Source organism: Nostoc piscinale CENA21 (assembly GCF_001298445.1).
Classification (GTDB): Bacteria; Cyanobacteriota; Cyanobacteriia; order Cyanobacteriales; family Nostocaceae; genus Nostoc_B; species Nostoc_B piscinale_A.
In genome coordinates this window covers 6241650-6264555 of sequence record NZ_CP012036.1, presented here as the reverse complement: position 1 = coordinate 6264555, position 22906 = coordinate 6241650, and the positions used below count along the sequence as shown (strand labels likewise).

The 22906-nt window shown below is 43.3% G+C and carries 23 protein-coding genes; 19 read left to right on the top strand and 4 right to left on the bottom strand.

What is annotated here, in order from left to right; all coding sequences use genetic code 11:
• The first annotated feature begins 1 nt into the window (after position 1).
• The 3 genes from ACX27_RS26780 to ACX27_RS26770 are packed head-to-tail and all read left to right on the top strand — an operon-like array spanning position 2 to position 3164.
• Positions 2–2206, top strand: a complete 2205-nt coding sequence (locus ACX27_RS26780) for a peptidoglycan DD-metalloendopeptidase family protein (protein ID WP_062296944.1) — start codon at positions 2–4, stop codon at positions 2204–2206.
• The gene (locus ACX27_RS26775) at positions 2206–2943 is read left to right on the top strand and encodes a phage baseplate assembly protein V (RefSeq protein WP_062296942.1); all 738 of its coding nucleotides are present in this window, start codon (positions 2206–2208) and stop codon (positions 2941–2943) included. Before ACX27_RS26780 ends, ACX27_RS26775 begins: the two co-directional genes overlap by 1 nt.
• 20 nt (positions 2944–2963) lie before the next feature.
• On the top strand, positions 2964–3164 hold the full coding sequence (locus ACX27_RS26770; protein ID WP_062296940.1) for a hypothetical protein: 201 nt from the start codon (positions 2964–2966) through the stop codon (positions 3162–3164).
• Positions 3165–3179: 15 nt separating this feature from the next.
• Here ACX27_RS26770 and ACX27_RS26765 read toward each other — a convergent pair whose 3' ends face one another.
• A complete protein-coding gene (locus ACX27_RS26765) occupies positions 3180–3692 on the bottom strand; it encodes a hypothetical protein (RefSeq protein WP_062296938.1) in 513 nt (170 codons plus the stop codon).
• 199 nt (positions 3693–3891) lie between these two features.
• Here ACX27_RS26765 and ACX27_RS26760 point away from each other — a divergent pair, with 199 nt between their 5' ends.
• The 10 genes from ACX27_RS26760 to ACX27_RS26720 are packed head-to-tail and all read left to right on the top strand — an operon-like array spanning position 3892 to position 11503.
• On the top strand, positions 3892–4179 hold the full coding sequence (locus ACX27_RS26760) for a GPW/gp25 family protein (RefSeq protein ID WP_144427536.1): 288 nt from the start codon (positions 3892–3894) through the stop codon (positions 4177–4179).
• A 14-nt stretch (positions 4180–4193) separates the two neighbouring features.
• Positions 4194–5363, top strand: coding sequence for a baseplate J/gp47 family protein (locus ACX27_RS26755; protein ID WP_062296933.1), 1170 nt, complete (start codon positions 4194–4196; stop codon positions 5361–5363).
• Positions 5363–5920 (top strand): phage tail protein, encoded by a 558-nt coding sequence (locus ACX27_RS26750; RefSeq protein WP_062296931.1) that lies wholly within the window; start codon positions 5363–5365, stop codon positions 5918–5920. Before ACX27_RS26755 ends, ACX27_RS26750 begins: the two co-directional genes overlap by 1 nt.
• Before the next feature lie 6 nt (positions 5921–5926).
• A complete protein-coding gene (locus tag ACX27_RS26745) occupies positions 5927–7375 on the top strand; it encodes a hypothetical protein (protein WP_062296929.1) in 1449 nt (482 codons plus the stop codon).
• 13 nt (positions 7376–7388) lie between these two features.
• A complete protein-coding gene (locus tag ACX27_RS26740; protein WP_062296927.1) occupies positions 7389–8525 on the top strand; it encodes a phage tail protein in 1137 nt (378 codons plus the stop codon).
• A gap of 2 nt (positions 8526–8527) precedes the next feature.
• Entirely contained in the window at positions 8528–8701 is a 174-nt protein-coding gene (locus ACX27_RS32605) for a hypothetical protein (protein ID WP_158507425.1), read from the top strand.
• Position 8702: 1 nt separating this feature from the next.
• Complete coding sequence (locus tag ACX27_RS26735; RefSeq protein ID WP_062296925.1) at positions 8703–10406, top strand: hypothetical protein; 1704 nt, start codon at positions 8703–8705, stop codon at positions 10404–10406.
• A 46-nt stretch (positions 10407–10452) separates the two neighbouring features.
• A complete protein-coding gene (locus ACX27_RS26730) occupies positions 10453–10815 on the top strand; it encodes a hypothetical protein (RefSeq protein WP_144427535.1) in 363 nt (120 codons plus the stop codon).
• Between the two features lies 1 nt (position 10816).
• A complete protein-coding gene (locus tag ACX27_RS26725) occupies positions 10817–11158 on the top strand; it encodes a hypothetical protein (RefSeq protein WP_062296921.1) in 342 nt (113 codons plus the stop codon).
• Between the two features lie 15 nt (positions 11159–11173).
• On the top strand, positions 11174–11503 hold the full coding sequence (locus tag ACX27_RS26720; RefSeq protein ID WP_062296919.1) for a hypothetical protein: 330 nt from the start codon (positions 11174–11176) through the stop codon (positions 11501–11503).
• Between the two features lie 289 nt (positions 11504–11792).
• Here the strand turns inward: ACX27_RS26720 and ACX27_RS26715 are convergent, their stop codons facing one another.
• The gene (locus ACX27_RS26715) at positions 11793–11972 is read right to left on the bottom strand and encodes a ribbon-helix-helix protein, CopG family (RefSeq protein ID WP_062296918.1); all 180 of its coding nucleotides are present in this window, start codon (positions 11970–11972) and stop codon (positions 11793–11795) included.
• A gap of 227 nt (positions 11973–12199) precedes the next feature.
• Between ACX27_RS26715 and ACX27_RS26710 the strand changes: the two genes are divergently transcribed.
• Positions 12200–13132, top strand: a complete 933-nt coding sequence (locus ACX27_RS26710) for a phosphodiester glycosidase family protein (protein ID WP_062296915.1) — start codon at positions 12200–12202, stop codon at positions 13130–13132.
• Positions 13133–13249: 117 nt separating this feature from the next.
• On the opposite strand, the gene ACX27_RS26705 is transcribed toward ACX27_RS26710, so the two are convergent.
• Positions 13250–16033, bottom strand: a complete 2784-nt coding sequence (locus ACX27_RS26705; protein ID WP_083468850.1) for a M16 family metallopeptidase — start codon at positions 16031–16033, stop codon at positions 13250–13252.
• A 374-nt stretch (positions 16034–16407) separates the two neighbouring features.
• Between ACX27_RS26705 and ACX27_RS26700 the strand changes: the two genes are divergently transcribed.
• The 5 genes from ACX27_RS26700 to ACX27_RS32015 all read left to right on the top strand — a co-directional run bounded on the left by ACX27_RS26700 (position 16408) and on the right by ACX27_RS32015 (position 21936).
• Positions 16408–17103 (top strand): CHRD domain-containing protein, encoded by a 696-nt coding sequence (locus ACX27_RS26700; protein WP_062298601.1) that lies wholly within the window; start codon positions 16408–16410, stop codon positions 17101–17103.
• A 377-nt stretch (positions 17104–17480) separates the two neighbouring features.
• Positions 17481–19646 (top strand): lipoxygenase family protein, encoded by a 2166-nt coding sequence (locus ACX27_RS26695; protein ID WP_062296911.1) that lies wholly within the window; start codon positions 17481–17483, stop codon positions 19644–19646.
• Between the two features lie 503 nt (positions 19647–20149).
• Positions 20150–20350 carry a transposase family protein gene (locus tag ACX27_RS35885; protein WP_083468651.1) on the top strand — a complete coding sequence of 67 codons (201 nt, stop codon included), beginning with the start codon at positions 20150–20152 and terminating at the stop codon, positions 20348–20350.
• Entirely contained in the window at positions 20286–21242 is a 957-nt protein-coding gene (locus ACX27_RS31305) for an ISAs1 family transposase (RefSeq protein ID WP_083468849.1), read from the top strand. Before ACX27_RS35885 ends, ACX27_RS31305 begins: the two co-directional genes overlap by 65 nt.
• A gap of 478 nt (positions 21243–21720) precedes the next feature.
• On the top strand, positions 21721–21936 hold the full coding sequence (locus tag ACX27_RS32015; RefSeq protein ID WP_144427534.1) for a hypothetical protein: 216 nt from the start codon (positions 21721–21723) through the stop codon (positions 21934–21936).
• A gap of 55 nt (positions 21937–21991) precedes the next feature.
• Here ACX27_RS32015 and ACX27_RS26685 read toward each other — a convergent pair whose 3' ends face one another.
• Positions 21992–22858 carry a fructosamine kinase family protein gene (locus tag ACX27_RS26685; protein WP_062298598.1) on the bottom strand — a complete coding sequence of 289 codons (867 nt, stop codon included), beginning with the start codon at positions 22856–22858 and terminating at the stop codon, positions 21992–21994.
• Between the last annotated feature and the right edge of the window lie 48 nt (positions 22859–22906).

Sequence of the window (22906 nt, the reverse complement as noted above, 5' to 3'; positions counted from 1 at the left end):
TATGACTAGCCCCAATCTCTTAGCACCATACCTAAAGGTTACTGTCGGCGCGATCGGTAGCCTACAGTCTGAAACCTTTATGATTGGGGATGGTAAGCTGGTTTCCGCCACCGTCCAGTTAGGCGAGGGTACACTACAGAGTAACTGTTCATTCACGGTACGTGACCCTGATAAGAGATTGTTGGACAAGTTTCTGGCATATATTGAGTCAGTAGATGGGTTAGATCAGTTAACCGAACCAGCACCAAGAATCAGTGATATATCCACCACAGTAAACACCAACCCTGAAAGCCACGTTGGTAAGCCTGAATTAGAGACTCAGCCTGGACAGGTTATTTATGCAAACGCACAGGCATCTACTTACGGCTATGGGGAGTCAACCCAAGGTGGGCAAATAGGGGCATACGGCGACCGCATACAGTGGAATGGCTTGTTTGCTGCTATGGTTGACACCAAGTACAAGTATGCCTCTATGCGTGTCACTAATCTCACTACGGGTAAATCTATTGTGGTGAAGGTTGTTGACCGTGGCCCTTTTGCTGTGGTTAACGGTAGGGCAGCAAGACCCCTTAGAGAACACCCCACGCGGAAGATTGACCTCACACCGGGGGCGTGGAGTGCATTAACTAATGGTGCAGCCCCTGGCATTATTAACGTGAAAATTGAGTGGATACAGCCAGGAACTATCGCTGCCAGCCCAAATCAACCAAGCAAGGAACAAGTTGATGCTGCGATCGCCACTGAACAGAAGAAAGAATCTACTCAGTCTCAGCCTACAATTCCTGTACCTGAGAAAGCCCCAGCCAACCCAAGCACTAGAACCTTAGTAGGCTCACAGATAACCATCGAGGCAGGCTATGACGGGCAAACTATCGCTGCGTGGAGTTTCATACACAACGGGCTGAGATATTCCTTGTTTGACCCAGATTTACTAGAGTTTAGTGGTCAGGCTGCAACTTGGGTCATGACCCGCAGACTGAAGAATACAGTTTACCAAAAGATGACGTTTAAGAAGCTGGCAACTAAGATTGCAGCAGCTTACGGCATTACAGTAGTGATGAGTGAGGAAGGCCCATACTATGAGTACTTCCCCCAGCGCGGGCAGAATGACTATGAATTACTGCTTGCTGAGGCACGGCGTATTGGATACCGGGTACACACCAAGGGCGCGAAACTATATATTGAACCTAGAGAGAAAAGTAGTGTAGTTAACCCAGACACCTTTGTATTGGAATATGGTGTCAACATGGGTTTAAGCTTTGACATAACCCACCAAGCTGAGTCAGATACTAAAGGCGGGGCGCGATCGTCAGACCCCGGCAACCGCACCACAACTGGAATAGTTAAGTTTGAAATTGACCCAGATACTGGCAAGGTAAAGCAAACTAAGAAAGAGTCTGACGCTGGCCTAGGAAACGACACAACAGCCATTATTTCTGGTAATGCCTTACCTACACCCAAGCCACGTACTGATGGCACTACAGCCAACGTAGACAGTCAGCGGCGCGAGAATGAGAAGCGTATTAAAGGTATTAAGGCTAATGCCAGTTTCCCCACTACACCTGAAGCGTTGCTAATAACTCCAGACACTGCCCTGCAAACTAAGGGTATATCAGTCACTGCCGATCGCTATTGGGTAGTTGATTCGGTGGAGCTTCAATATAAGGAAGGCGGATTCACTACTAATTTGAATCTATATTCTCCATTACGCAACAAATACCCAAGCTCAGATATTAATACACCAACACAGTCTACTTCGCCGCCACCGCCACAATCACCAGCCACACCGTTTGATGCCAATGCACCTAAGTTTGTTAGACCTACGACTGGCCCAATAACATCACTACACCGCACCGAGAATCCCAAACGACCTAACCACAGAGGGATAGACTATGGTGCATCAGCAGGCACGCCAGTAGTGGCAGCAGCCAGTGGCACTGTATCTAATGTAGTTACAGGATGTAAGGTTGGTGATGGGGCTTGTGGAGGTGGATATGGAAACATTGTCTATCTCAACCACGGCAATGGCTGGGAGACTCGCTATGCCCACCTAACTACTGTCACCGTTGCTAATGGTGCAACTATCAACCAGGGGCAGCAGGTAGGTACTGTAGGCAATACAGGCCGTTCCCGTGGAGCACACCTCCACTTCGAGACACGCAAAGATGGTAATGATCTGAATCCCCGCAAATATATCCCTGAATAATGAGCATATTTGAAATCCTGGCAAGAAGTGAGCGCGCCAATCAGTTTGCTATTGATCAGCAAGGGCGATCGCCTTACCCTACTCTGGGCATAGTGGTTGAGAACAATGATCCAGAAGGCAGACGTAGGATTAAGGTAGCATTACCCAGCAATCCGCAGGTGCAGAGTGACTGGATACGCAGGCTCACCCCATTCCCCCAGTTCGATCCACCACTGCCTGAAATCGGGCAAACAGTGTTAGTCTTCTACGCTGACGGTCTAGAAACCAACGGATACTACCTGCAATTAGTTAATGATACTAACCCCGCATTAGCTAAGGATAGTGCCTTAAATGACCACGCAACAGCCGTTAATGGCACGCGTACTACCACTATTGGCGGTGATGACACCACTACGGTAAGTGGTTCCTCTACACTACAAGCTTCTGAAGACATCAGCAATGAATGTGATGGAGACTTTAGTGTAGACGCAGGTCAAGACATATTAATGGAAGGCTTACGGGACTTGAAGCTAATAGCCTCACGTTACCTAAGAATACAAGTTTCTCCCAGCAACTATATTGAGTTGTCCTTTGATGGCACAAATCGCGTTGGCGGGGCATGGACAATCAATTTATCTGGTTCATCCATTAACTTCATAAATGCCTCCAGCAGTGCCATAACCATAAATGGTAAAGCCGTGGCTGTTGTAGGTGCTGCTGTAAGCGGCGGTGGCACAGTGGTGACAAGCGGTTACTAAATATATATAAGGAACTAACTATGAACTCTGAAGATTTAGCCAAAGAAATCTACTGCATCTACAACAGTTTGCGCTCCGGCGCGGCAAAGGAAATCCACGCAGATGTGTGGCAATACCTCAACCCATACGAAAAGCAGGTGTGGGAGGATACAGCCAAGGAACTGAAAATCCTCCTTACACCTGCAAAGGCTAGGAAAGCAGCACCCACCACTGAGGAGTAGTGGGTTGCTAATTATTTAGTTGTTGAACAGGAGATTCAATTTTTCTTGTTTCGCTGCCTCTATGCCTTTTTCTAAAATCTCTTCGGCGCTTAACTCTACCTTGTGGTTTTTAAACCACCCGCAGTAGGACTGAATTTCAAAAGGCCATTCGGTGAGGTAATACTTGCATTTGTCTAAGACTTCGCTCTCTGGGGTGCTGGAGGGGAGGCAGAGGTATTGAGCCTGTCCGTAGTAGTGGTGCAGTAGGCTGATTTCCCAGGTTTTCGAGTGTTTGGTGATGATTGCCTCACCACACTCGGTAACTATGTTGCAGTCGTTGAGCTTCTCACCTGTGCGCTCTGCCTCTTCTGCCTCCTCTGCCACTGCCTCCGCCTCTTCAATTTCTGTCTCAATCTCTTCGTAGCGGTCTTGAGCCTCGTCTTGCAGTTCGCTGATTGCATCGGCTAATTCCTGTAACTGCTCTTGAAGTGCTTCAATCTCTTCAAGGGTGGTAGCGGATGCGATCGCAGTTTTGATTGCTTCTAACATCGTAAATCTCCTATTCGGTTATCAAGGTTCTGGTTGATTTCTGTGAGGCGGGAGTGTGTAGTGCCTTCCCTTACCCTCTATACATATAGTATAGCACATTAAATGTGCATACGCAAGAATTACATAAGATATTTTTTAAAAATAATTTATGAGAGGCATTTCGTTTCCCCTCACGGTCGACCCGGCGCGTAAATCCCTAGTGGTAGCGTCCGATGCAGATTTGTACCGTGGGCATATCCTGTCATGGCTGTTAACAGAAAAAGGCGAAAGAATTATGCGCCCCAGGTATGGTTTAAAAGACTATCTGTTCACAGCAGTGCCTGATTTAGATGTTATTACGGCTGAGATGACCGCCGGGCTTACTGAGTACATACCTGAGTGCCAGTTCACCCTGCAAGGCACAATCAACGACTTGGGTGAAACAGTAATAACAGTCTTCTGGAGTTATCTGGGTGAAGACCAGTTAGCACTTAACGTTACTTTCTAGACATCTATATATATATGACAGATATATCCACTACGCTTAAATCAATAATCCTAGATGAGAGGGATGAGGAAACTATTCTGCAACAAGCCCAGTTGCGGGTGTTTAACGCCTCAAGTGGGCAGTTAGACGATTTCACAGAGAATAGCCCGGTAGCTGCACTGTTGCAGGGTCAAGCCTTTGCTGCTAGTGAGCTACTATACAAAGTCAATCAGTTGCCGATCGCAGTAATCATTGATTTCCTCAAAGTAATCGGCGTAGAGCGTAAACTAGGCACTAAGGCTACGGCTACCCTCACATTTACACTCACTGCACCCCTCAGCAATACCTTTGTAATACCTGAAGGTTTTGAAGTTATTGACATTACTGGTAATTTGTCGTTTCTAACTGATGCAGCCTTATCAATCCCTCCTGGCTTAATTAGTGGCTCGGTCACAGCAACCGCTGAGGCTAACGGTTCAGCATACAACCTCGCATCCTATACCTTGGTTGGCATCCCAAATCCCTTAACATTCCTTGCAGCAGTTACCAATGCAGAAGGTAGTAACGGGGGAAGCGACCCTGAGACTGATGAGGAAGTAATTAGCCGTGGCATTACAGAGTTGCGTGTGCGATCGCCTATCTCAGCCCCAGACTTTGAGTTTATTGCTGAGGGCGTGTTGGGCGCTGGGTCACGCTGCATTGCGATTGGTTTACTTGGTGCAAACAAGTTTACACGGCAACTTGGCGCAGTACACCTTTTCCTGCTGAATCCAGATGGCACACCAGCAAACTCTGCACAGTTGATTAAAGTGCAAGAAGCTTTTGCTAACCGCATTGCACTTGGTAGTTCATTGTATGTCTCTCCTGTAGAACTACTAACCATATCTGGTGATTTGGTAGCTAGGTTAGCGCCGGGGCGTGACCCAGACGAAACAGCAGATGAACTCTGGGAAGCTTTCACAACATACCTAGACCCCACCCAATACCCCAGCGATCAAGACATCGTGTTAAATGAGGTAGAGTTTGCCTTGCGCGCCACAGGTGCAATTAAAGATATCCAAACTCTAGACCTTAATGGTCAACCCTTGAACGTTCCCCTGCCTAACCAATACACATTACCTGTGGGGTTTAGCCTAAACATGAGCCTGATTAATGAGGAAGGCATCATCTTTGAGATACTGCGAGGTGCAGGGGAGCCGGAATAATGCACACCAAGCAATCCTGGGAAACAGGCAGACCAATATTCAGTAGGCTCCCAGATGTCTACCAGGAGAATAGCGTAGCTGATTGGCTAACAGTCTACTTCGATGAGTTTTTAGTTGGTACTAAAGCTCTAGTATATGACCTGCCAAATCAGTTTAATCCTTACACCTGCGACACGCGCTGGCTGGATTACATTGCACCCCTATATGGATTCTCCACTCTGTACTGGGATAGGGGATGGCCAGAGACAAGCAAAAGACAACTATTGGCTGGAGCCTACACTACTGTCTGGCCAAACCGAGGCACGCGCGTAGCACTCAGTTACATTCTCAGTTCGCTGTTGATTGAGCATACTATCTGGGAGGGTTCAACCTTTATCCTCGGTTCGAGCCAACTAGGCATCGGTACGCTAGGCAGTGGTGCATGGAAGTATAAAATCCTGTTGCCGCGCCGCTATGCCTTTGGGGGCTACGAATTTAGACTCACACAGAAGATTGATAGGCTCTTCGGCAATCTCTGGTGTGAATCAGAAGTTATTTACTACGACCAACTAACCTGATAATTAATGGCAACTTTAACAGGCACATTTGAGAATGGCAGCGCGGTAGTGCCAGGTAAGCTAGTACTCACATTAGCCAATGGCACAGTCAAAGACACCGCACCCAAGAAAGTATTCTTACCCAAACCTATTGAAATCCTCTGTCCCTCCGGTGTAGTGCCGGGTAGCACAAATGTTGAGGAGACGGAAACTAAAAATACTAGCTACTTATTAGAGTATTTCCCTAGGATCAGTACCTCACCTGATGTCTTCAGCGAAGATCAACTAGCACCATTCCCTTTCTATGCAGTCATACCCAATTTGGCTAGTGTAGATATTGCTGATTTAGTACCTACTGGGATGGTAAGCGACGTATTGGCAACCGGGGCGGTGCGGGTAGCACGCGTCATAGCAGGCGATCCAGCCCTGGCAGCAAGTATTGGTGGTATTACACCTAAAGGTGACTACAATGCAGCTACCAGCTATAAACGCGGGGATGTGGTTGCCTACTTAAACAGGTTCTTCCTTGCAAGTGAGGTAATTCCTTTCAGTGGTATCGTACCTACCAATACCTCATTCTGGATGGAAATACCAGTTGCACCGACCGGCAGCGTAGCTTTAGGAGACTCTACTGTTTACGGCGCGGCATGGGACAACTCTGGATTAGCACCTACGCAGGATTCTGTATACGACGTAATTCAGTCTACCCTATCAGCAGTTGCCGCCAAGGCAAACTCTACTGATGCAATCTTGGCTGGCAATCCTACTGCACCTACGCAAGCTACGGGCAATAATAGCACACGGATTGCAACTACAGCATTTGTAGCAAATACGCTATCTAGTAGTCCAGCGTTAGGTGGTAATCCTACTGCACCTACCCCGGCTGCTGGTGATAGTGATACTTCGATTGCTACAACTGCATTCGTGTCTGGTGCTTTATCTGGCAGTCCCGCATTAGGTGGTACGCCTACTGCCACTACTCCCCCTACGACCAATAACAGCACAAGAATTGCTACCACTGCCTATGTACAGGCACAGAGGTTTAATAACCCAGTCTTAATAGTACAACAGCGTACTACAGGTCAGACTATACCTCATAGCTCCACTACTGTTATGACTTACAACACAACTGTAGTTGATACTGCTGCTGGTTACTCTTCTGCTACTGGTTACACTGTCCCAACTGGTGGCGGTGGTATTTATTGGGTACAAGCACGAGTAGTATTTACGGCTGGTTGTACCAGGATGTTGCTTGAAGTTTTTGTGAATGGGGTTCAAGCAGGGAGACTTTACGATGCAAACCCAACTACTGACGCATTATCATGCGCGACTGGTTCAGCAATTATCAGTGTTCCTGATGGAGCAATAATAACAATAAGGTGCTTTCAATTAAACACATCATCAGCATCTAGGTTAACTGCTGTTACTGTCAACAGTCACTCTGAGTTATCACTTTTCAGGCTACACGCCAATTAATAAATAAATATATATGACACGCACGGTATATCAAAATGGGGATGTACTCACCGCCGAAGCAGTTAACGCTATTGGCTTCCCCATTCCAGATGGTGAGGATTTCATTGGGCGCGGGCCAAAGGTAATTGATGATTACCTAGATGATGCCCCCACACAAATAAAAAGTAGATTCTATGGTTTCTACGATCGGTTAAGGGTTAGTCACAATGCAGGACTAACCCTTAATTATATAGGAGGATCTGTACTGCTCTCTACAGGTGTAGTAGTTGCCATCACGGCAGGAACTATTACAGTACCAAATAATGCCACTAGCTACATCTTCGTTAATAGTGCCGGGGCGATCGCAACCGCACCTACGCTACCAAATGAGTCTTTCCCAATGGCGGTGGTAACTACGGCAGGTGGCACGTTAAGTGGTTCAGTTGTGGATTTGCGAGATAAATTAATAGACCGCGTGCAGCCCTCAACCGTACCTTCTTCAATCCAAACTGGCATGGGTATGGAATGGTGGGGGTCTACACTGCCCTCTGGTGGGTGGCTATGGCAGGACGGTACAGAATACGACATTGCTACATATCCAGCCTTAGATGCTGTGCTAGGCCCCACATTTCGTACAACTGCAGGTAAGTTCCGCGTACCTGATAGGCGGGGGCGCGTGGGTGTAGGTGCAGGCACTGGCACTGGTTTAACAGCACGTACTGTAGGACAGACTCTCGGCGCTGAGACACACCAACTCAACACCACTGAGATGCCCACACACGGACATGGTGTAAGTGGAGATTCACACACCCACGGCATCACTGATAATGGTCACGGTCACACACCTGTAGACCCAGGACACTTGCACAGCATTTATGCAAACACCATAGACGGCGATTTCAATGCCAGAGGTGAGACAGATGCTTTCCTTAGCAAGAATGGCGTAGGTATCACAGGGGAGGATACAGGAGCTAAAGGGTATATCACAGCCAACGCATCTGGTAATCAGTTGGTTGGTACTTCCACTACAGGCATTACCATAGCCACCGCGCGCACCAATATAGCTATTAATGCAGCCAGCACTGGCATCACAATCAGTTCACAAGGTGGAGGCGCGGCGCACAACAACATGCAGCCCAGTATTGTTTGCAATTACGTAATTAAGACATAACCATGATTCGAGACAGAGAAAAATTAGAAGAAGTCCTTGCTGAACTCACTGCAACCACAGCAAAGATGCGCGAAGTATTCCAGGTGAATCCATCCAATGGCTCTTTACGCACCATCCTACGCGGTATGGAATCCGTACTCGGCATCTTAAGAAATTATCTAGCTATTACCAACTAATATGCCCACCAGAAGAAAAATATTTGGCACGTTCGAGGGTGTAGGTAGTGTACCACTCGCCCGACAACCAATTAAAATCCAGCACCTCACCCGAAATAATTCAGGTGGGGTTATTTTTTTAAAGGACGTAGATACCTTCTACACCGATGCACAGGGCGCTGTAGAGTTCACCTTGTGGTGTAACGAGGAAGGTGAGAATGCCAGTCAATATCGTATTACGTTACCAGATGGTAGTTACTTCGACACAGTAGTTCCTGTTGGCACGTCAGACTTGGAATTATCTGTACTGGAGGATGGCGGCGTTAATAGTAGTGACCCACAATACCAATCGCTGATTAGCTTTGTACTGGCTGAGATAGCTAGTACTGGTGGCACTACACCCTTAGCATCATCTACTATTGCCGGGCGCGTGAAGACGGACGTTAACAACGCCGACCCAGTAGTGTACCTGAGAGGCACTATGGATACCTTACTGGCTGCCAAGGCTAACACCAGTGCACTGAGTGGCTACGTTACCACTACTGGCTTAACAACTACACTCTCTGGCTATGTCACTAGCGGTAGCTTAACAACTACTCTAGGTTCCTACCTTCTATCATCTACACGGGGCGCGGCAAATGGCGTAGCAAGCCTTGATGGTAGTACCTTAGTGCCAGTTGCCCAAATCCCCAACATTCAAAACCTCAACGGTACTCTAACTGTAGCTAAAGGCGGTACGGGTGCAACCACTGCCACAGCAGCTTTAACTAACTTAGGTGCTGTTGCCACAACGGACAGTAGACTAAGTGATGCTAGAACTCCAACTGGTAGTGCTGGTGGTAGTTTAAGTGGTACATACCCCAACCCAACAATCGCTGCTTCTGGTGTGGCTGCCGGGTCTTACACTAATGCAAACATTACTGTAGGTGCTGATGGTAGGGTAACAGCCGCTAGTAATGGTGCAGGCGGGGGCGGCGGTGAAGCAAATACCGCGAGTAACGTAGGCGTGGGCGGCGTAGGCTTATATGCCAGCAAGACTGGGGTTAATTTAAACTTCAGAAATATAAATGCTGCCAGTAACAAAGTCACTGTCGCGTTAGACAGCGTAAATAATGAAGTAGATATAGATGTTGCTGAAGCAAACTTATCACTGACTAATATTGGGGGTACTCTATCAGTTACCAAGGGTGGTACGGGCGCAACGAGCGCATCAGCAGCACTGACTAACCTCGGTGCATTAGCAGCCACTGCTAGAGGTGCAGCTAATGGTGTCGCCAGTCTTGATGCTAGTACCTTAGTCCCCGACGCGCAGATTAGTAGCAACATTGCCCGCACTTCCCAGCTTGGTAATGCTCTACAGATCCAAGGAAGAGGTGTAGCGACTACCTCACCGACTAACGGTCAGGTTTACAGTTACAACTCAACAAGTGGTCTGTGGGAACCCTCTACTGTATCAGGTGGAGGGTCTTCACCCATAGCATCATCCACCACCACCGGAACAGTCAAAACAAATACGACTGTGGCTGATCCGGTGGTGTATTTAAGAGAAGAAGTAAACACAGCGATAGCATCAAGCAGTGTAAGAGCTAATCTACAAGCAGCAGCAGGGTCTGGAAGAGTATATCTCTTAACCTACGGTGTAGTTAGTGTAAATGCGTCTACATCTACCGCAGCAAATACTTTTTTTTGCTATGCCTATTATTATCGAGCGCACAATCACTTTTGATAATATAAGCTCCTTCATCCAAACAGCGGGGACAGGATTAATGAGGATGGGAATCTATAGCGATAGTGGTAGCTTCTCACCACAGAATTTAATAGTAGATGGGGGAATAGAAAGAGATTTAGCTGGGGGACTCAAACAAGGATCTGTAGGGAATTTTACATTAACACCCGGTTTGTATTGGGGGTGTTTGATAAAGAACGCAACAGCAACTTTTTTCACTGTACAGCAGTCCAATCCTGGTAATTTAGCCTTCATCGGATTATCAGCACCATCTTCCTCTTCTTTTACAAATGGTAGAAGCGGATCTTTAGCTTATACCTCTCTACCAACATCCCCAGCAATGCCCGCTACAGCGCCTACCACGGCTTTAACTGCTACAGTACCAGCAATATATTTGAGAACAGCTTAAAATGCCACGCAACTTAGTAAGAGAAGAATCTGGAATTAATACTATTAGATGGATAGAATACCGAAAGTTTCTAGACTACCAATTCTCTGATGTTTTTCCAGAGGGCCAATTTGAACCAGAGGGATATGACCCAGACTTGTATGAAAATGTGGGTAATAGGAATTACTTTAACCCTATTGATGGAAATCTCTACTCATTAGATATTTACCCAGATGAGCAAGGAGTCTGGCATAGAGTCTGGGTACTATACACACCTTTCTATGGCTATGAGTTTGTTGGATATATGCCGGAGGGGTTTGTGCCGGACTTTGAAAGTGGGGAGTTTATAGAGGGATTTAATTAGGTATAATTCAGGATAATGGAAGAACTAAACATTCAAAAAAGCATTACCATTCCCCCAGAATCGCAACAGCGCATCATCGACCAAGTACTAATTCAGAGCGGGGGCGTGGGGTTAGGAATTTTGGTCACGTTCGTCGCAGTGTTTACTATGGCTTACTGGATGGGTTTAAGAGAAGCAATTATTGGCTGGACGGATAAACAGAAAGTCGAGAGTGAGGCACTACGCAACCTCAGCACAGCCTTCAGCATCTTCCTTGCTGAATATAAGGAGGATACCCGCGCCATGAAGAGTAAATTGCAGGAGATTTACGATAAGCCTACCAACAGCGGCATTAATAAACGATAGAATGCCCCGGCGGAAACCGGGGCTTTTATTTAGCAATGTCTCGCCACTTCTATGCAGTCTTCAAACAGTTTGAGATTCTTTCTGAAATCCCTATTGTATTCTTGGCAGACTGAGCGAAAATCCCAAATAATGTTCATAACCTCCTCTTCTGATAATCCACGCTTTGCTGCTAAAGTGGAAAGATGTGCTACCTGGTCTACCCATCCGTTTCTTGTTACACGCATTTTGGTTGCCTCTAACTAGACGGGCGGGGCGGTGAAGGTACAGGGTGTAAGGTACTGCGAATACCTTATGCCCTACCACTCCAATCAATTAGTCCCCTTACGGCGCGCTCAATAAACTCACTCCTGGATATACCTTGCTGTTCCGCCTCCTTTTGTAGTAACTCCCAGCAAGTATCTGTAAGGATGAGGTTGCGGCGCTTTTTAAGTTCTGGCCAATCAACTGGTACACCTTCGGTTCTCCACATATCGCCCCGCCCTTTTTGCTTTACAAGAATATACTTACATACTATAAATGAGCCTGTCAAGGGGTTTAGAGAGTTATTTTATTGTAAATTTCTTGGACAGTTAATGGACAGTTTTGGGACGGTTTAAATAGTGTGATTGCTGAAAGGCTTGCCGGGACTAGCCGAAATTGGAATTTTGAATTATTACCCGCTATAGTCGTTCTGTAGCGGGTTCTTATTATCTGAGTATGTGGATTAAAAAAATATTACTCTTATCTATATTGAGCATTACCATCAATTTGTTATTTGCTTGTAAAGAAGATACAGCCAATTCATCAACCAAAGGTGCAAAAACTTGCCCTGGTGAAAATCCTCAATTCAGCCTGGAATTTTTTAAAACTAATAATCAAGGGCAGAAATCCACCAAGGGTATTAATCATGTGATTATTTTTAATCCTAAATCACCCAAGTTAGATTTCAAGGTGAATGTGGGTTTATCTCACAAGCTTTATGCAAAAAATCAACAGGGGAACTTTATCAGAAATTATGTACCAAAGCAATTTAATGAAATTATTAGCGATCGCAATTCCCTGTTAAATGGACAAAGACCGCTAGTAGCGATTAATGCCGACTATATCGGCACTGATGATAAACCACAAGGCTTAAATATTTCTCGTGGTGTGGAGTATTCAGGAGCGTTTAAAAATAGACGTTCTTCCTTTGGTATTTCTGGAGGTAAACCACAAGAGCGAATCGCTACAATTCAGGCAGGGAGAAGAAGTAATAATCTTTTGAATTACAATTTAGTGGGTGGAAATGGCAGATTTTATCGCCAAGGTAAGTTTAAAGATATTTGTCAAGATTTAGGAGAACTTGCTTGTAAAGAAGCAACTAATCGCTCTATGGTGGCGACGACTAGTAAAGGTTATGTAATTTTATTAGTGAATGATATCAAAGCTAATTCAGCTATTGAATCTTCTCAAATTAATCAAGAATTAATGCCAGATATGTTTGATGATGTTTTATCTGGTATTGCCCGGAATAATTGTTTAGGTAAAATTCAAGAAGGAATGTTATTTGATGGAGGTGGGTCGCCTGGATTATATTACAACGGTAAAATTTATGTCGAAAATGGCGGTGCAATTGGTTCGGTGTTTTTGATTTACAAAATAGCTAATTAAATTAATTCATTCACAAAATATATAAAATCGCCTTGACTCAGATACCCGACTTCTTGAAGAAGTCGGGTATCTAGTTGTGTATGAATTGATTGAGGTCAAATCACCGATGAATTACCCTTACTTAGATGCTGTATCACCAGGGCCAGCAGTGACAATCACCACATTTTCTGGTTGAATTAAATCTTTGATGACTTGTTGAATTTGAGTCATATTTACAGCTTGAATGCGTCGCGGAAATTCACGAATTTCTGCGGGGGAAAGACCCAAAACAGCATTATTTAAAATGATGTTGGCAACTTCGCTGGGGTTAGCTAATTCCACAGGGTAGCTATTAGTAATGGAACGTTTGGCAGTATTTAATTCTGATTCTGTAATGCCTTGTTCCCGTAGCTGTTTGAGTAAAGCGATGGTGCTGGCGATCGCTTTTTGGGCATCTGTAGGCGCAGTTTGCATTTCGATTAAGAAGGGGCCGGGATTGATCCCCGCAGCAAAACCACTGTAGATACCATAAGTCAAACCAAGGCGATCGCGCACTTCTGTACCCAAACGGCTAGATAAAGTATCACCACCTAAAATTTGATTCAGTACCAAAGCTGCATAGAAACGGGGGTCTTTGCGAGAAATGCCGTTGTAACCAATGTAAGTTACAGCCTCCGCTTTACCGGGAATTACTTTATTCAAGCGAGTGGAAGTTTTTGGTAGGGGTACTTTCGGCAAATTCAACGCAGGTGGTTTACCTTCAGCTTGCCATTTCCCAAAAGCTTGATTGAATAAATCTTTGACTTTCACTGGGTCAAAATCTCCCACTAAAGCGAGTGTGGTTGTATCTGGACGGTAATGTTGACGATAAAAGTTCAACACATCATCACGAGTGATACTCTTTAAACTCGCTTCTGTGGAAAAACTGTGGAAAGGATGATTTTCTGGGTAAATTGCTTGTTGGAATACGCGCCTTGCTAAAGTGCTGGGGTCATCTAACTGCACTTGCAAACTCGTTAACGCCCGTTGACGACTCAGTTCTAATTGGTCATCGGGGAAATTAGCATTCTGTAATACATCTGCCAAAGTTTGCACTAACACTGGCAAGTTAGCCGAAAGCCCTTCACCACTGATACTGACTCCTTCGCGGCTGGGGCTAAACTCTAAACTGGTTCCCCTATTTTCTAAAGTTTGGGCTAAAGCCAAAGCATTTTTCGTTTGGGTTCCATTCATTAAGTTGTCTGCTGTCAGAAGGGCGAGTCCAGCTTTTTGATTTCCATCAAACTCAGTTCCCGCATCAATTTGACCACTAATGTTAATTGTGGGCAGACTGCGGTCAGGTAACAGTAAGACTCGCAAACCATTGGCTAAAGAAAACTGTTGTGGTAGAGGTTGTTGATTAGATACTGTAGATGAACTCGCAGGTGGTAAATATTTCGCCAGTTCGGCCGGGTCTACTGGTTGACCAGGACTAAAGTTTTCCACAGTCCGACCAGAACCAGAACCAGAAGTTCCGGCTTGACCATCTGGTTGAGTTGGTTCAAAAAAGCCGATGGTTTGTTTAGCTGGAACAAGGTAAGTTTTTGCTACTCGTTTTACATCTTCTGGTGTAACTTTGGCGATCGCAGCTAAATAGCGTTCAATATATTTATAATCTCCCGCCACAGTTTGGTTATATCCCAACTGACTAGCTTGGCTGCTAATATCTTGATTCCCTAAAACAAAAGAAGCTTGCAATATTGTCTTGGCGCGGTTTAATTCTTCTGCACTCACTTCCTTTTGTTGTAATTCGGATAGTGATGTTTGCAGAACTTGAGCAATTTTCTCTAGCTTTTGACCGGGGGCTGCTGTCGCCTCAATTTCATACCAACCCGGTTCAATTAATTCCGCCGCACTTCCATCCACAGAACTTGCTAAACCAGATTCCACCAAAGCTTGATAAAGTCTCGAACTCCGTCCCCCGGTCAAAATTGCATCCATGACATCAATTGCTGGTACATCAGGATGTTTGATATCTGGTAAAGGATAGACAACATGCAAAAGTGCAGCACTTCCTGGTTCTTTTAAAACTATGGGAGTTGAGGCTTTGGAGTTGGGAGTGGGGGGTTGAGAATTTTGACTAACGGCTCTTTCTTGACTATCGACTGTTGACTTTTGATTCTTTGTCAACTTGCCAAAACTTTCTTTCACTGCCTTGAGTACTGGTTCTGTGGCAAAATCCCCTGTAATTACCAAAGTCGCATTGTCAGGACTGTAATAAGTTTGGTAATAATTCCGCACCTGTTCGACAGTGAATTTTTCCACATCGGCTTTTGTACCACCTACAGATAAACCATAAGCCCGATTGGGAAAAGCCGCTTTCATCACCGCCCGATTTAAACGGTAACTGGGCGAGTTTTCATAGCCTTGTAACTCAGAAATCACAACGCGCTTTTCACTAGCAAGTTGTTCAGCCCCAATCAAAGCGTTTTTCATCCGGTCTGCTTCTAAAGTTAGCAATGCTTGGAGTTTATCTTGCTGCACTGTGCCGAAGTAAGCTGTTTCGTCGTAACTTGTAAAAGCATTAAACTGACTACCCAAGGCACTAAACAAACGTCCGAACTGTACGGGGCGGTCTTTTGTACCTTTAAACATCAAATGTTCTAACTGGTGAGAAATACCACTTTCGCCTTTACCTTCGTTGCGTGAACCAACTTTATACCATACTTGCACACTCACCACCGGGGCTGTATGGACTTCTTTTGTTAATACTGTTAAACCGTTTTCTAAGACAGTTTTTTTCACACCTTGGGTAAAGGATAATCCCGATACTGGCGCAACTGCGGTTGGTGTAGCCGCATTAATCACATTGCCCGAAAAAGGTATAAAACTGAGAAAAAAACTAAGTAAAAATGCTATTACCATTGTTGAGCGCCGCTTCATAAGCAAATCAAAATGTGAGTTTTTAATTCATAAAGGCGATTCTAGCGAATCATTCGCTGAAATATGGGGATCAATTTCTGTAATCATGCCAGAATGACATACTTTACAAAAGAAATTAAAGACGAAAATCCTAGGATTCTTAAAGAATTTGGGGATCTTCTGCAATAAATAGCTCAGATTTAAGTAATTGCACTGAACCACTCTGTATATTGCAATGTTCAAATAAGTAAATTAGACAGCAAAGTTCCAGTTAAATCTGGCAAAACAAGTAATTACGCGGAAATTTTTTGTCTAATTACAGAGTTGCAATGAAACATCTGCATGTATTTTCGCTAAAACTTAAGTTTTATTACACACAGAGAAGGATGGCAGTTATGCGGTTTATTAAAACTATATTTACGACATTGATGTATCTAGCAGTTTTTACATTGTTCAGCATCTTTGTTCAACCAGTAAACCAAGCAGTTGCTTTAAGTCAGTCAAGTAACATTAAACTTGACCCCAGCAAAGGTAAGGAAATTGGTTTTGTATACGAAGCTTTTTTAAGTCCACTGCAAGAACCAGATGATGAGGAAAATACACCAAAAATTGCCCCTCCATCTTTAAAATCTACCGCACCTTCTATACCGAGAAATCAGCGTAAGTCACATGGACATGGAATAGTAAAATTCACCAAAGACTTGAGTAAAGCATTTGTGGATGTTCAAGTAGCAGGCGTAAATCTCAAAGATATAGTTATGTTTCATATCCATTGCGGTAAACCAGATGTACTTGGCCCTATTCAAGTTGACTTTGCTTTGACTGGCGATGTTAAACAAAACTTCGCTGATGGTCATTTTTCCGCAGAAGTAACGGATGAAATTATTGAAAAGACGGCTAATTCTGCCAAAGATTTGTTAGGACTTTACACTTTAGGTTGTCCCATTGAATCAGGAAAACCAGATAAAGTTAAAACAATTGCTGGTATGGCACATTATGGCAGACGTAACGAACTTTATTTTAATTTACATACTAAAGGTCAAACTTTTTATGGCGATATTCGCGGTCAATTACATCCGGTAGAAAATTAAAATATGTCAGTCTTGTTTGGGTAGAGACAAGGGGGACAAGGGAGACAGGACATTTAAATAATTGATAAGCAACAAGACCCTGATGATTTTCAATAAATCAGGGTCTTATATTTTTAATTTATTTTTTGAATTAAAATTCAATTTTTTTAACATGAATAAATTTGTTTTATCTCCTGGTTTTGAAAATGCTGTGTTATGTTTGATGGATTCAAAAAAGCAATCAAAGCAACAGCATAATTCAAGGTGAGATGACTAATAATCTAAATGTGATGACAAACAATCTTCAATAATTATCTTGAATTATGCCGACCGAATTAATTAAATAAAGGTTTGTTGATGGGTTGCAATTGCCAAATCTACCAAACAGAGGATTTGATATGTCTTTAGCTTTTCCGCCTAACTCTGCTGTATTGTCAAAATTAGACATTAAAGATATTTTGTTATTTTTATATAAGTTGTCCAAACTGGGTAAAAATGCCGAACAATATACGGAATATAACTATAATTATCATTATGTGCCGCCGTTGGCAATGACTGGTGCTGTACCATTACCACTGATTAAATTAGGAATACCAGTGCAAGAGTTACCTAATTTAAAGTGGGTGGTGATAGTAGCTGCAAAAATTACCACTTTGTTAGTGAATGAAGCTTTAAGTAATTTTTTTGCTAATTCTTTGGGTAATCCTTTAGCTTATGGACTAGAGGGAGAACGCCCTAGTCTAGAACTGACTAAAAAGCTACAAACGTTAGCAGAAATTGACAAAGAAATTCAAGAATCTGATAGTAAGCATGAGTTAGAAAAGCTGGCGTTAAAACTAGCATTAACAACTAGAGAGATTATTACAGAACTGAAAAGCAATGATTTAGGTAATGTTTCTTTTGATGTGAATGAAACATCGGAAGTTGCTCAGGAGTTGGCAGAAATTGATCAAGAATGGGAATTGTATGAAGCAGAACAAAAGGCTACTAATGTAGATTTTTCATCCTCGGTAATTGAAGATGCGATCGCAGATTTACTCAGTGGTGCGGTGAAGCAAGTTATTCTCGCTAATGCTGATTTGCTGAAGTTTGATGATGATGAGGCATTACCTGGAGATGTTAACTTTTCTCCAGAGGCATCAGCAGCACAGCGAACATTAGAGGATTACAATAAATTATTTAGCATTATACCTCTACCGCAAATTAGTCAAAATTTTCAAGAGGATTTAACCTTTGCTTATATGCGAGTGGCTGGGCCAAATCCTCTGATGTTACAGCAAGTAAAGGCTGGAAACAAGATTTTAGAAATTAGTGACGCACTTTATCAGGAAATTACCAAGACTTCCGATTCTTTAGCAGCAGCTATCAGTGAAGGTCGCCTTTATCAAGCTGATTATGCTGCATTAAAAGATATGCAGAATGGGAATTTTCCCCAAGAACAGAAGTATATCTATGCACCTTTAGCATTATTTGTAGTTCCACCATTGAATAATCTTTTTCGGCCTTTAATACCAATTGCAATTCAATGTCAATCGGAAAGTCAGGTATTTACACCGTTGAGTGGTGAAAATTGGTTGGTGGCTAAGAGTGTGGTGCAGATGGCAGATGTTAACTATCATGAGTTGGTGAGTCATTTGGGGCGGACTCACTTGTTTATTGAACCATTTGCGATCGCAACTAGAAGACAACTACCCAAAAACCATCCTCTGAGAATTTTACTAGAACCGCACCTCGAAGGTACTATCTTAATCAATTACGGCGCTCATCAAAAGTTAATTGCTGATCAAGGTGGAGTAGATAAGCTGTTAGCTAGTACAATTGAGTGCGATCGCCAGATGGCAATTAAAGGCGCTCAAGATTATTTGTATAATTTCAACGCTGCAATGTTTCCCAATATTGTGGCTAGTCGTGGCGTTGAGAATATTAATCAACTACCAGAATATCCTTATCGTGATGACGGTCAACTAATTTGGCAAGCTGTCTCTCAATGGGTAGGCACATATTTAAGTATTCACTATCCCAATGCACAGCAAATAATTGCAGATGTAAACTTGCAAAATTGGGCAAAGGAATTAGTTTCTCAACAAGGCGGTCGTTTGCAAAACTTTGGGGAAGATGTTTCAGGTACAATTAAAACTCTGGAATATCTGATTCAAGTTGCTACTACAGTTATTTTTACAGCTAGCGCCCAACATGCTGCGGTGAATTTCCCTCAAGGAAATCTCATGACTTATACACCTGCTTTTCCTTTAGCCGGTTATTCACCAGCCCCCACATCTGACCAACAAAGCGACTTGATGGAATTTTTACCGCCATTATCCCAAGCCAAAGACCAGTTAAAGTTAACTTACTTGCTGGGTTCAGTTTATTACACCCGTTTAGGTCAATACTCTAATTCCTATTTCCACTCTCAAGCACAAATCAAAACTGCTTTGTTCACTTTCCAAACTGAACTCAAAGATATTGAAGCAGAAATTAATCGCCGAAATCGTCTCAATTCTGCCAGAATAGTACCTTACGAGTTCTTATTACCTTCGAGAATTCCTCAAAGTATCAATATATAAAGCTTGACGGTTGATTAGATATTTAGACCATCAGTTTAACGCACCATTGTTATACAGTGGTGCGTTAAACGTTTGTATAGATTTTGTGATTAATTAGCACCCTACAAGACTGGCACGACAAAATCTATTCAAGTTGGAATAAAATTAACCGCAGATAAACGCGGATGAACGCGGATGGCATTTCGGTTATTACATAATTAATTGCATTGTGAATGTGTCGTTTTGCATTACGAATGTGCCGCTTTGCATTGTGAATGTGTCGCCTCACATTACGAATGTGTCGCTTTGCATTACGAATGTGTCGCTTTGCATTGTGAATGTGTCGTTTTGCATTGCGAATGTGGTGCTTCACATTGTAAATGTGTCGCCTTACATCCAATACGGTTTGGTTAACGTTTTATTATTTTGAGATCCCCCCAACCCCCCTTTTGAAGGCAGGGCTGTTTCATTCTGGGAAGAAAAATGGTTGAATCGGATAGTCAGTGCATTGTTAAACAGTAGTAATGACAGTTGCGATTATCACGCAACTGAAGAAAGTTAGGGATTTTCGGACAAAGCAAGGACAAAGACACCGATTATGGCTGGTACTAGTACTGGTAATCATGGGAACAATGAGTGGTTGTGTAGGATACAGAGGTAATGAGAGATTTTGTCAAACGCCATCAACAATCATTAATCGAAATACTAGAGATACCAAAAGATAGAGTGCCATCGTACTCGACAATTCGCCGTGTGATGATGCGTGTAAATTTTGAGGAATTGACACAGATATTTAATGAATGGGCAAGTCAGTATGTAGAATTAAGCTCCTTAGAATGGTTAGCAACTGACGGTAAAAGTATCAAGGCGACAGTCCAGGACTATAGCAGTGCCTATCAAAGATTCATTAGTGTCGTATCGATGTTTAGTAGCCACCAAGGTCAAGTCGTCGGGTTACAAACGATGGATAACAAGCAAAGCAGTGAAATTGCTACGGTTCAAAACTTAATTGCTATCTTGGATTTAAAGGGTGTAGTGTTTAGTTTTGATGCACTTCATTGTCAAAAAAAAACAGTCCAGCAAATCATCCACAGTGGCAATGATTATGTGATTGCAGTCAAAGCCAATCAGCCCAAACTGTATCACCAAATCCAACAGAATATGCAGCACTCACAGCCCACAACTATACATACTGATTTTGAACGAAGGAGTGGTCGCTTTACTCAACGTCGTGTTTGTGTATTTGAAAACTTGAACAATATTTCCCATGATTGGCTGGGTTTAAAGTCGATTATTCAAGTCGAACGAGTTGGTACTCGTGCTGGTAAAGCTTACCAAGAAACTGCTTACTACATCAGTTCTCTGTCCCTGAAAGCATCCGATTTTGCCTGTGGTATTCGTCGCCACTGGAGCGTAGAAAATCGATTACATTGGGTGAAAGATGTTGTCTTTGATGAAGACTCTGCCCAAATGGTTGATGGTTATGCTGCTGCCAACTTCTCAATTCTCCGCAGTTTTGTGATTAATCTTTTCCGCCACAATGGTTTTGATTCCCTTACCAGAGCTATCAGATTCTGCTCCCACAACATCCCATTACTTTTTTCCTTTTTAGAATGAAACAGCCCTGGGGATTTAGGGGGATCTACAAGTCTTTAATACAACACCAAAAAGTTTTCAGACATCCTCTAATACCATTTCACGAAAAATTTGATACAGATGCAAACCCTAAAAGCTTTGCTGTATCTAAGTTTTTTAATTGCGAATTGTGAATTGCGAATTGTGAATTGGTATTACTTGTACTGCACTCAACCGAGAAACGCTGTAAATGAATTTCTTTGTGATTGCGGATTTTTTTCCTGTTTCTTTGTAGTTAGGCTTGCATAAGTTAATGGGAAGCCATCTTATGAGTCATGACCATCCTGTAAGCTACAAAAATCTGAGGGTGGAACTGATATTTTAAAAATTACGTCTCTGCGTCTAGGATTATTGCATCAATTGATACAATATCAATATGCAATTATCTGTTTGGAAAGTCCGATTCATCAAGGTGGAACTGACCAAATGACGTAGGCGAAAATTGTTTGCTGAGGTTGGTATGTATAGGATAATTTGCATTGGACTCATAGCATTAACTGGTTATTTGTACAATGCGGAAGCCAGTTTAGCGAGTGGTAATATTAATGTGACAATTATTACTTCTAATAAAAATAAATATAGTGTTTATACTAAATTAAAGCGATCGCCACAGCGAATCGCATCTAGAGAGGATCAAACGGGGGATTGCTTGCGAATCGGTAAGTGTAGAGATTAATCAACTGATGAGTAAACTGTGCTGGCGATCGCATCCCCAAGTTTTTCCCCAATCTTTATCGCAAAATTTGGTCAATCATGCGGTTGGCTTGGGAACCATAGCCACCACCAAATAAATTGAAGTGATTCAAAATGTGATAAAGGTTATACAAAGTTTTCCGGCGCTCGTAGCCTGTATCTAAGGGAAAAGCTGCGTTATAACCTTGATAAAAAGCAGCCGGAAAACCACCAAAAAGTTCAGTCATAGCGATATCAACTTCGCGATCGCCATAATAAGTGGCTGGATCAAAAATTACCGGTTCGCCTGACACAGTACATCCAGCATTTCCGCCCCACAAATCGCCATGCACTAAGGATGGTTGTACTTCGTGACTGGCTAATAATTCTGGAATCGCGGCTAATAATTCATCTTGTTTTGGAAAATTACCTCCCCGCCTTCTGGCTAATTGAAATTGATAACCAAGGCGATGTGTGCAGTAAAAATCAATCCAATCTGCTGTCCAAGTGTTGATTTGGGGAGTGGAACCAATAGTATTATTCATATTCCAACCGAAACCATTTTGGCTGGTTGCTTGGTGCATAGCGGCTAACTTGCGCCCCATTTCTGCCCAAGATTGGGTATTACCGCCACCCATTTCTAACCATTCCAAAACGATGTAGCCAGAATCACCGGATGTTCCCCAACAAATTGGCCTGGGTACACGGATAGTATTTGTGGCGAACATTTGCTTTAAACCCAACATCTCAGCCTCAAACATAGCTACTTGCGATGCTTGGTTGAGTTTGACGAAGTATGTGAGTTGACCGTTAGAAACGGCATATCCTTGGTTAATGCAGCCGCCACTCACAGAACGCCGTTGTTGAGTGTGAAAATTTTCGCCAGTTACCCGACTAATATGGGCATCAATTTCAGTCCAAAACATTTTAATGGGGAGTAGGGAATCGGGAGTGGGGAGTAGGGAATCAAACAT

Bases quoted from the DNA above. Each gene is read 5' to 3' on its own strand.
- ACX27_RS26780 (WP_062296944.1), top strand. From the start codon at position 2: ATGACTAGCCCCAATCTCTTAGCACCATACCTAAAGGTTACTGTCGGC.
- ACX27_RS26720 (WP_062296919.1), top strand. From the start codon at position 11,174: ATGGAAGAACTAAACATTCAAAAAAGCATTACCATTCCCCCAGAATCG.
- ACX27_RS31305 (WP_083468849.1), top strand. From the start codon at position 20,286: ATGAGAGATTTTGTCAAACGCCATCAACAATCATTAATCGAAATACTA.
- ACX27_RS26710 (WP_062296915.1), top strand. From the start codon at position 12,200: ATGTGGATTAAAAAAATATTACTCTTATCTATATTGAGCATTACCATC.
- ACX27_RS26725 (WP_062296921.1), top strand. From the start codon at position 10,817: ATGCCACGCAACTTAGTAAGAGAAGAATCTGGAATTAATACTATTAGA.
- ACX27_RS26775 (WP_062296942.1), top strand. From the start codon at position 2,206: ATGAGCATATTTGAAATCCTGGCAAGAAGTGAGCGCGCCAATCAGTTT.
- ACX27_RS32605 (WP_158507425.1), top strand. From the start codon at position 8,528: ATGATTCGAGACAGAGAAAAATTAGAAGAAGTCCTTGCTGAACTCACT.
- ACX27_RS32015 (WP_144427534.1), top strand. From the start codon at position 21,721: ATGTATAGGATAATTTGCATTGGACTCATAGCATTAACTGGTTATTTG.
- ACX27_RS26735 (WP_062296925.1), top strand. From the start codon at position 8,703: ATGCCCACCAGAAGAAAAATATTTGGCACGTTCGAGGGTGTAGGTAGT.
- ACX27_RS26770 (WP_062296940.1), top strand. From the start codon at position 2,964: ATGAACTCTGAAGATTTAGCCAAAGAAATCTACTGCATCTACAACAGT.
- ACX27_RS26685 (WP_062298598.1), bottom strand. From the start codon at position 22,858: ATGTTTTGGACTGAAATTGATGCCCATATTAGTCGGGTAACTGGCGAA.
- ACX27_RS26705 (WP_083468850.1), bottom strand. From the start codon at position 16,033: ATGAAGCGGCGCTCAACAATGGTAATAGCATTTTTACTTAGTTTTTTT.
- ACX27_RS35885 (WP_083468651.1), top strand. From the start codon at position 20,150: ATGACAGTTGCGATTATCACGCAACTGAAGAAAGTTAGGGATTTTCGG.
- ACX27_RS26715 (WP_062296918.1), bottom strand. From the start codon at position 11,972: ATGTGGAGAACCGAAGGTGTACCAGTTGATTGGCCAGAACTTAAAAAG.
- ACX27_RS26695 (WP_062296911.1), top strand. From the start codon at position 17,481: ATGTCTTTAGCTTTTCCGCCTAACTCTGCTGTATTGTCAAAATTAGAC.
- ACX27_RS26740 (WP_062296927.1), top strand. From the start codon at position 7,389: ATGACACGCACGGTATATCAAAATGGGGATGTACTCACCGCCGAAGCA.
- ACX27_RS26745 (WP_062296929.1), top strand. From the start codon at position 5,927: ATGGCAACTTTAACAGGCACATTTGAGAATGGCAGCGCGGTAGTGCCA.
- ACX27_RS26730 (WP_144427535.1), top strand. From the start codon at position 10,453: ATGGGAATCTATAGCGATAGTGGTAGCTTCTCACCACAGAATTTAATA.
- ACX27_RS26750 (WP_062296931.1), top strand. From the start codon at position 5,363: ATGCACACCAAGCAATCCTGGGAAACAGGCAGACCAATATTCAGTAGG.
- ACX27_RS26755 (WP_062296933.1), top strand. From the start codon at position 4,194: ATGACAGATATATCCACTACGCTTAAATCAATAATCCTAGATGAGAGG.
- ACX27_RS26765 (WP_062296938.1), bottom strand. From the start codon at position 3,692: ATGTTAGAAGCAATCAAAACTGCGATCGCATCCGCTACCACCCTTGAA.
- ACX27_RS26700 (WP_062298601.1), top strand. From the start codon at position 16,408: ATGCGGTTTATTAAAACTATATTTACGACATTGATGTATCTAGCAGTT.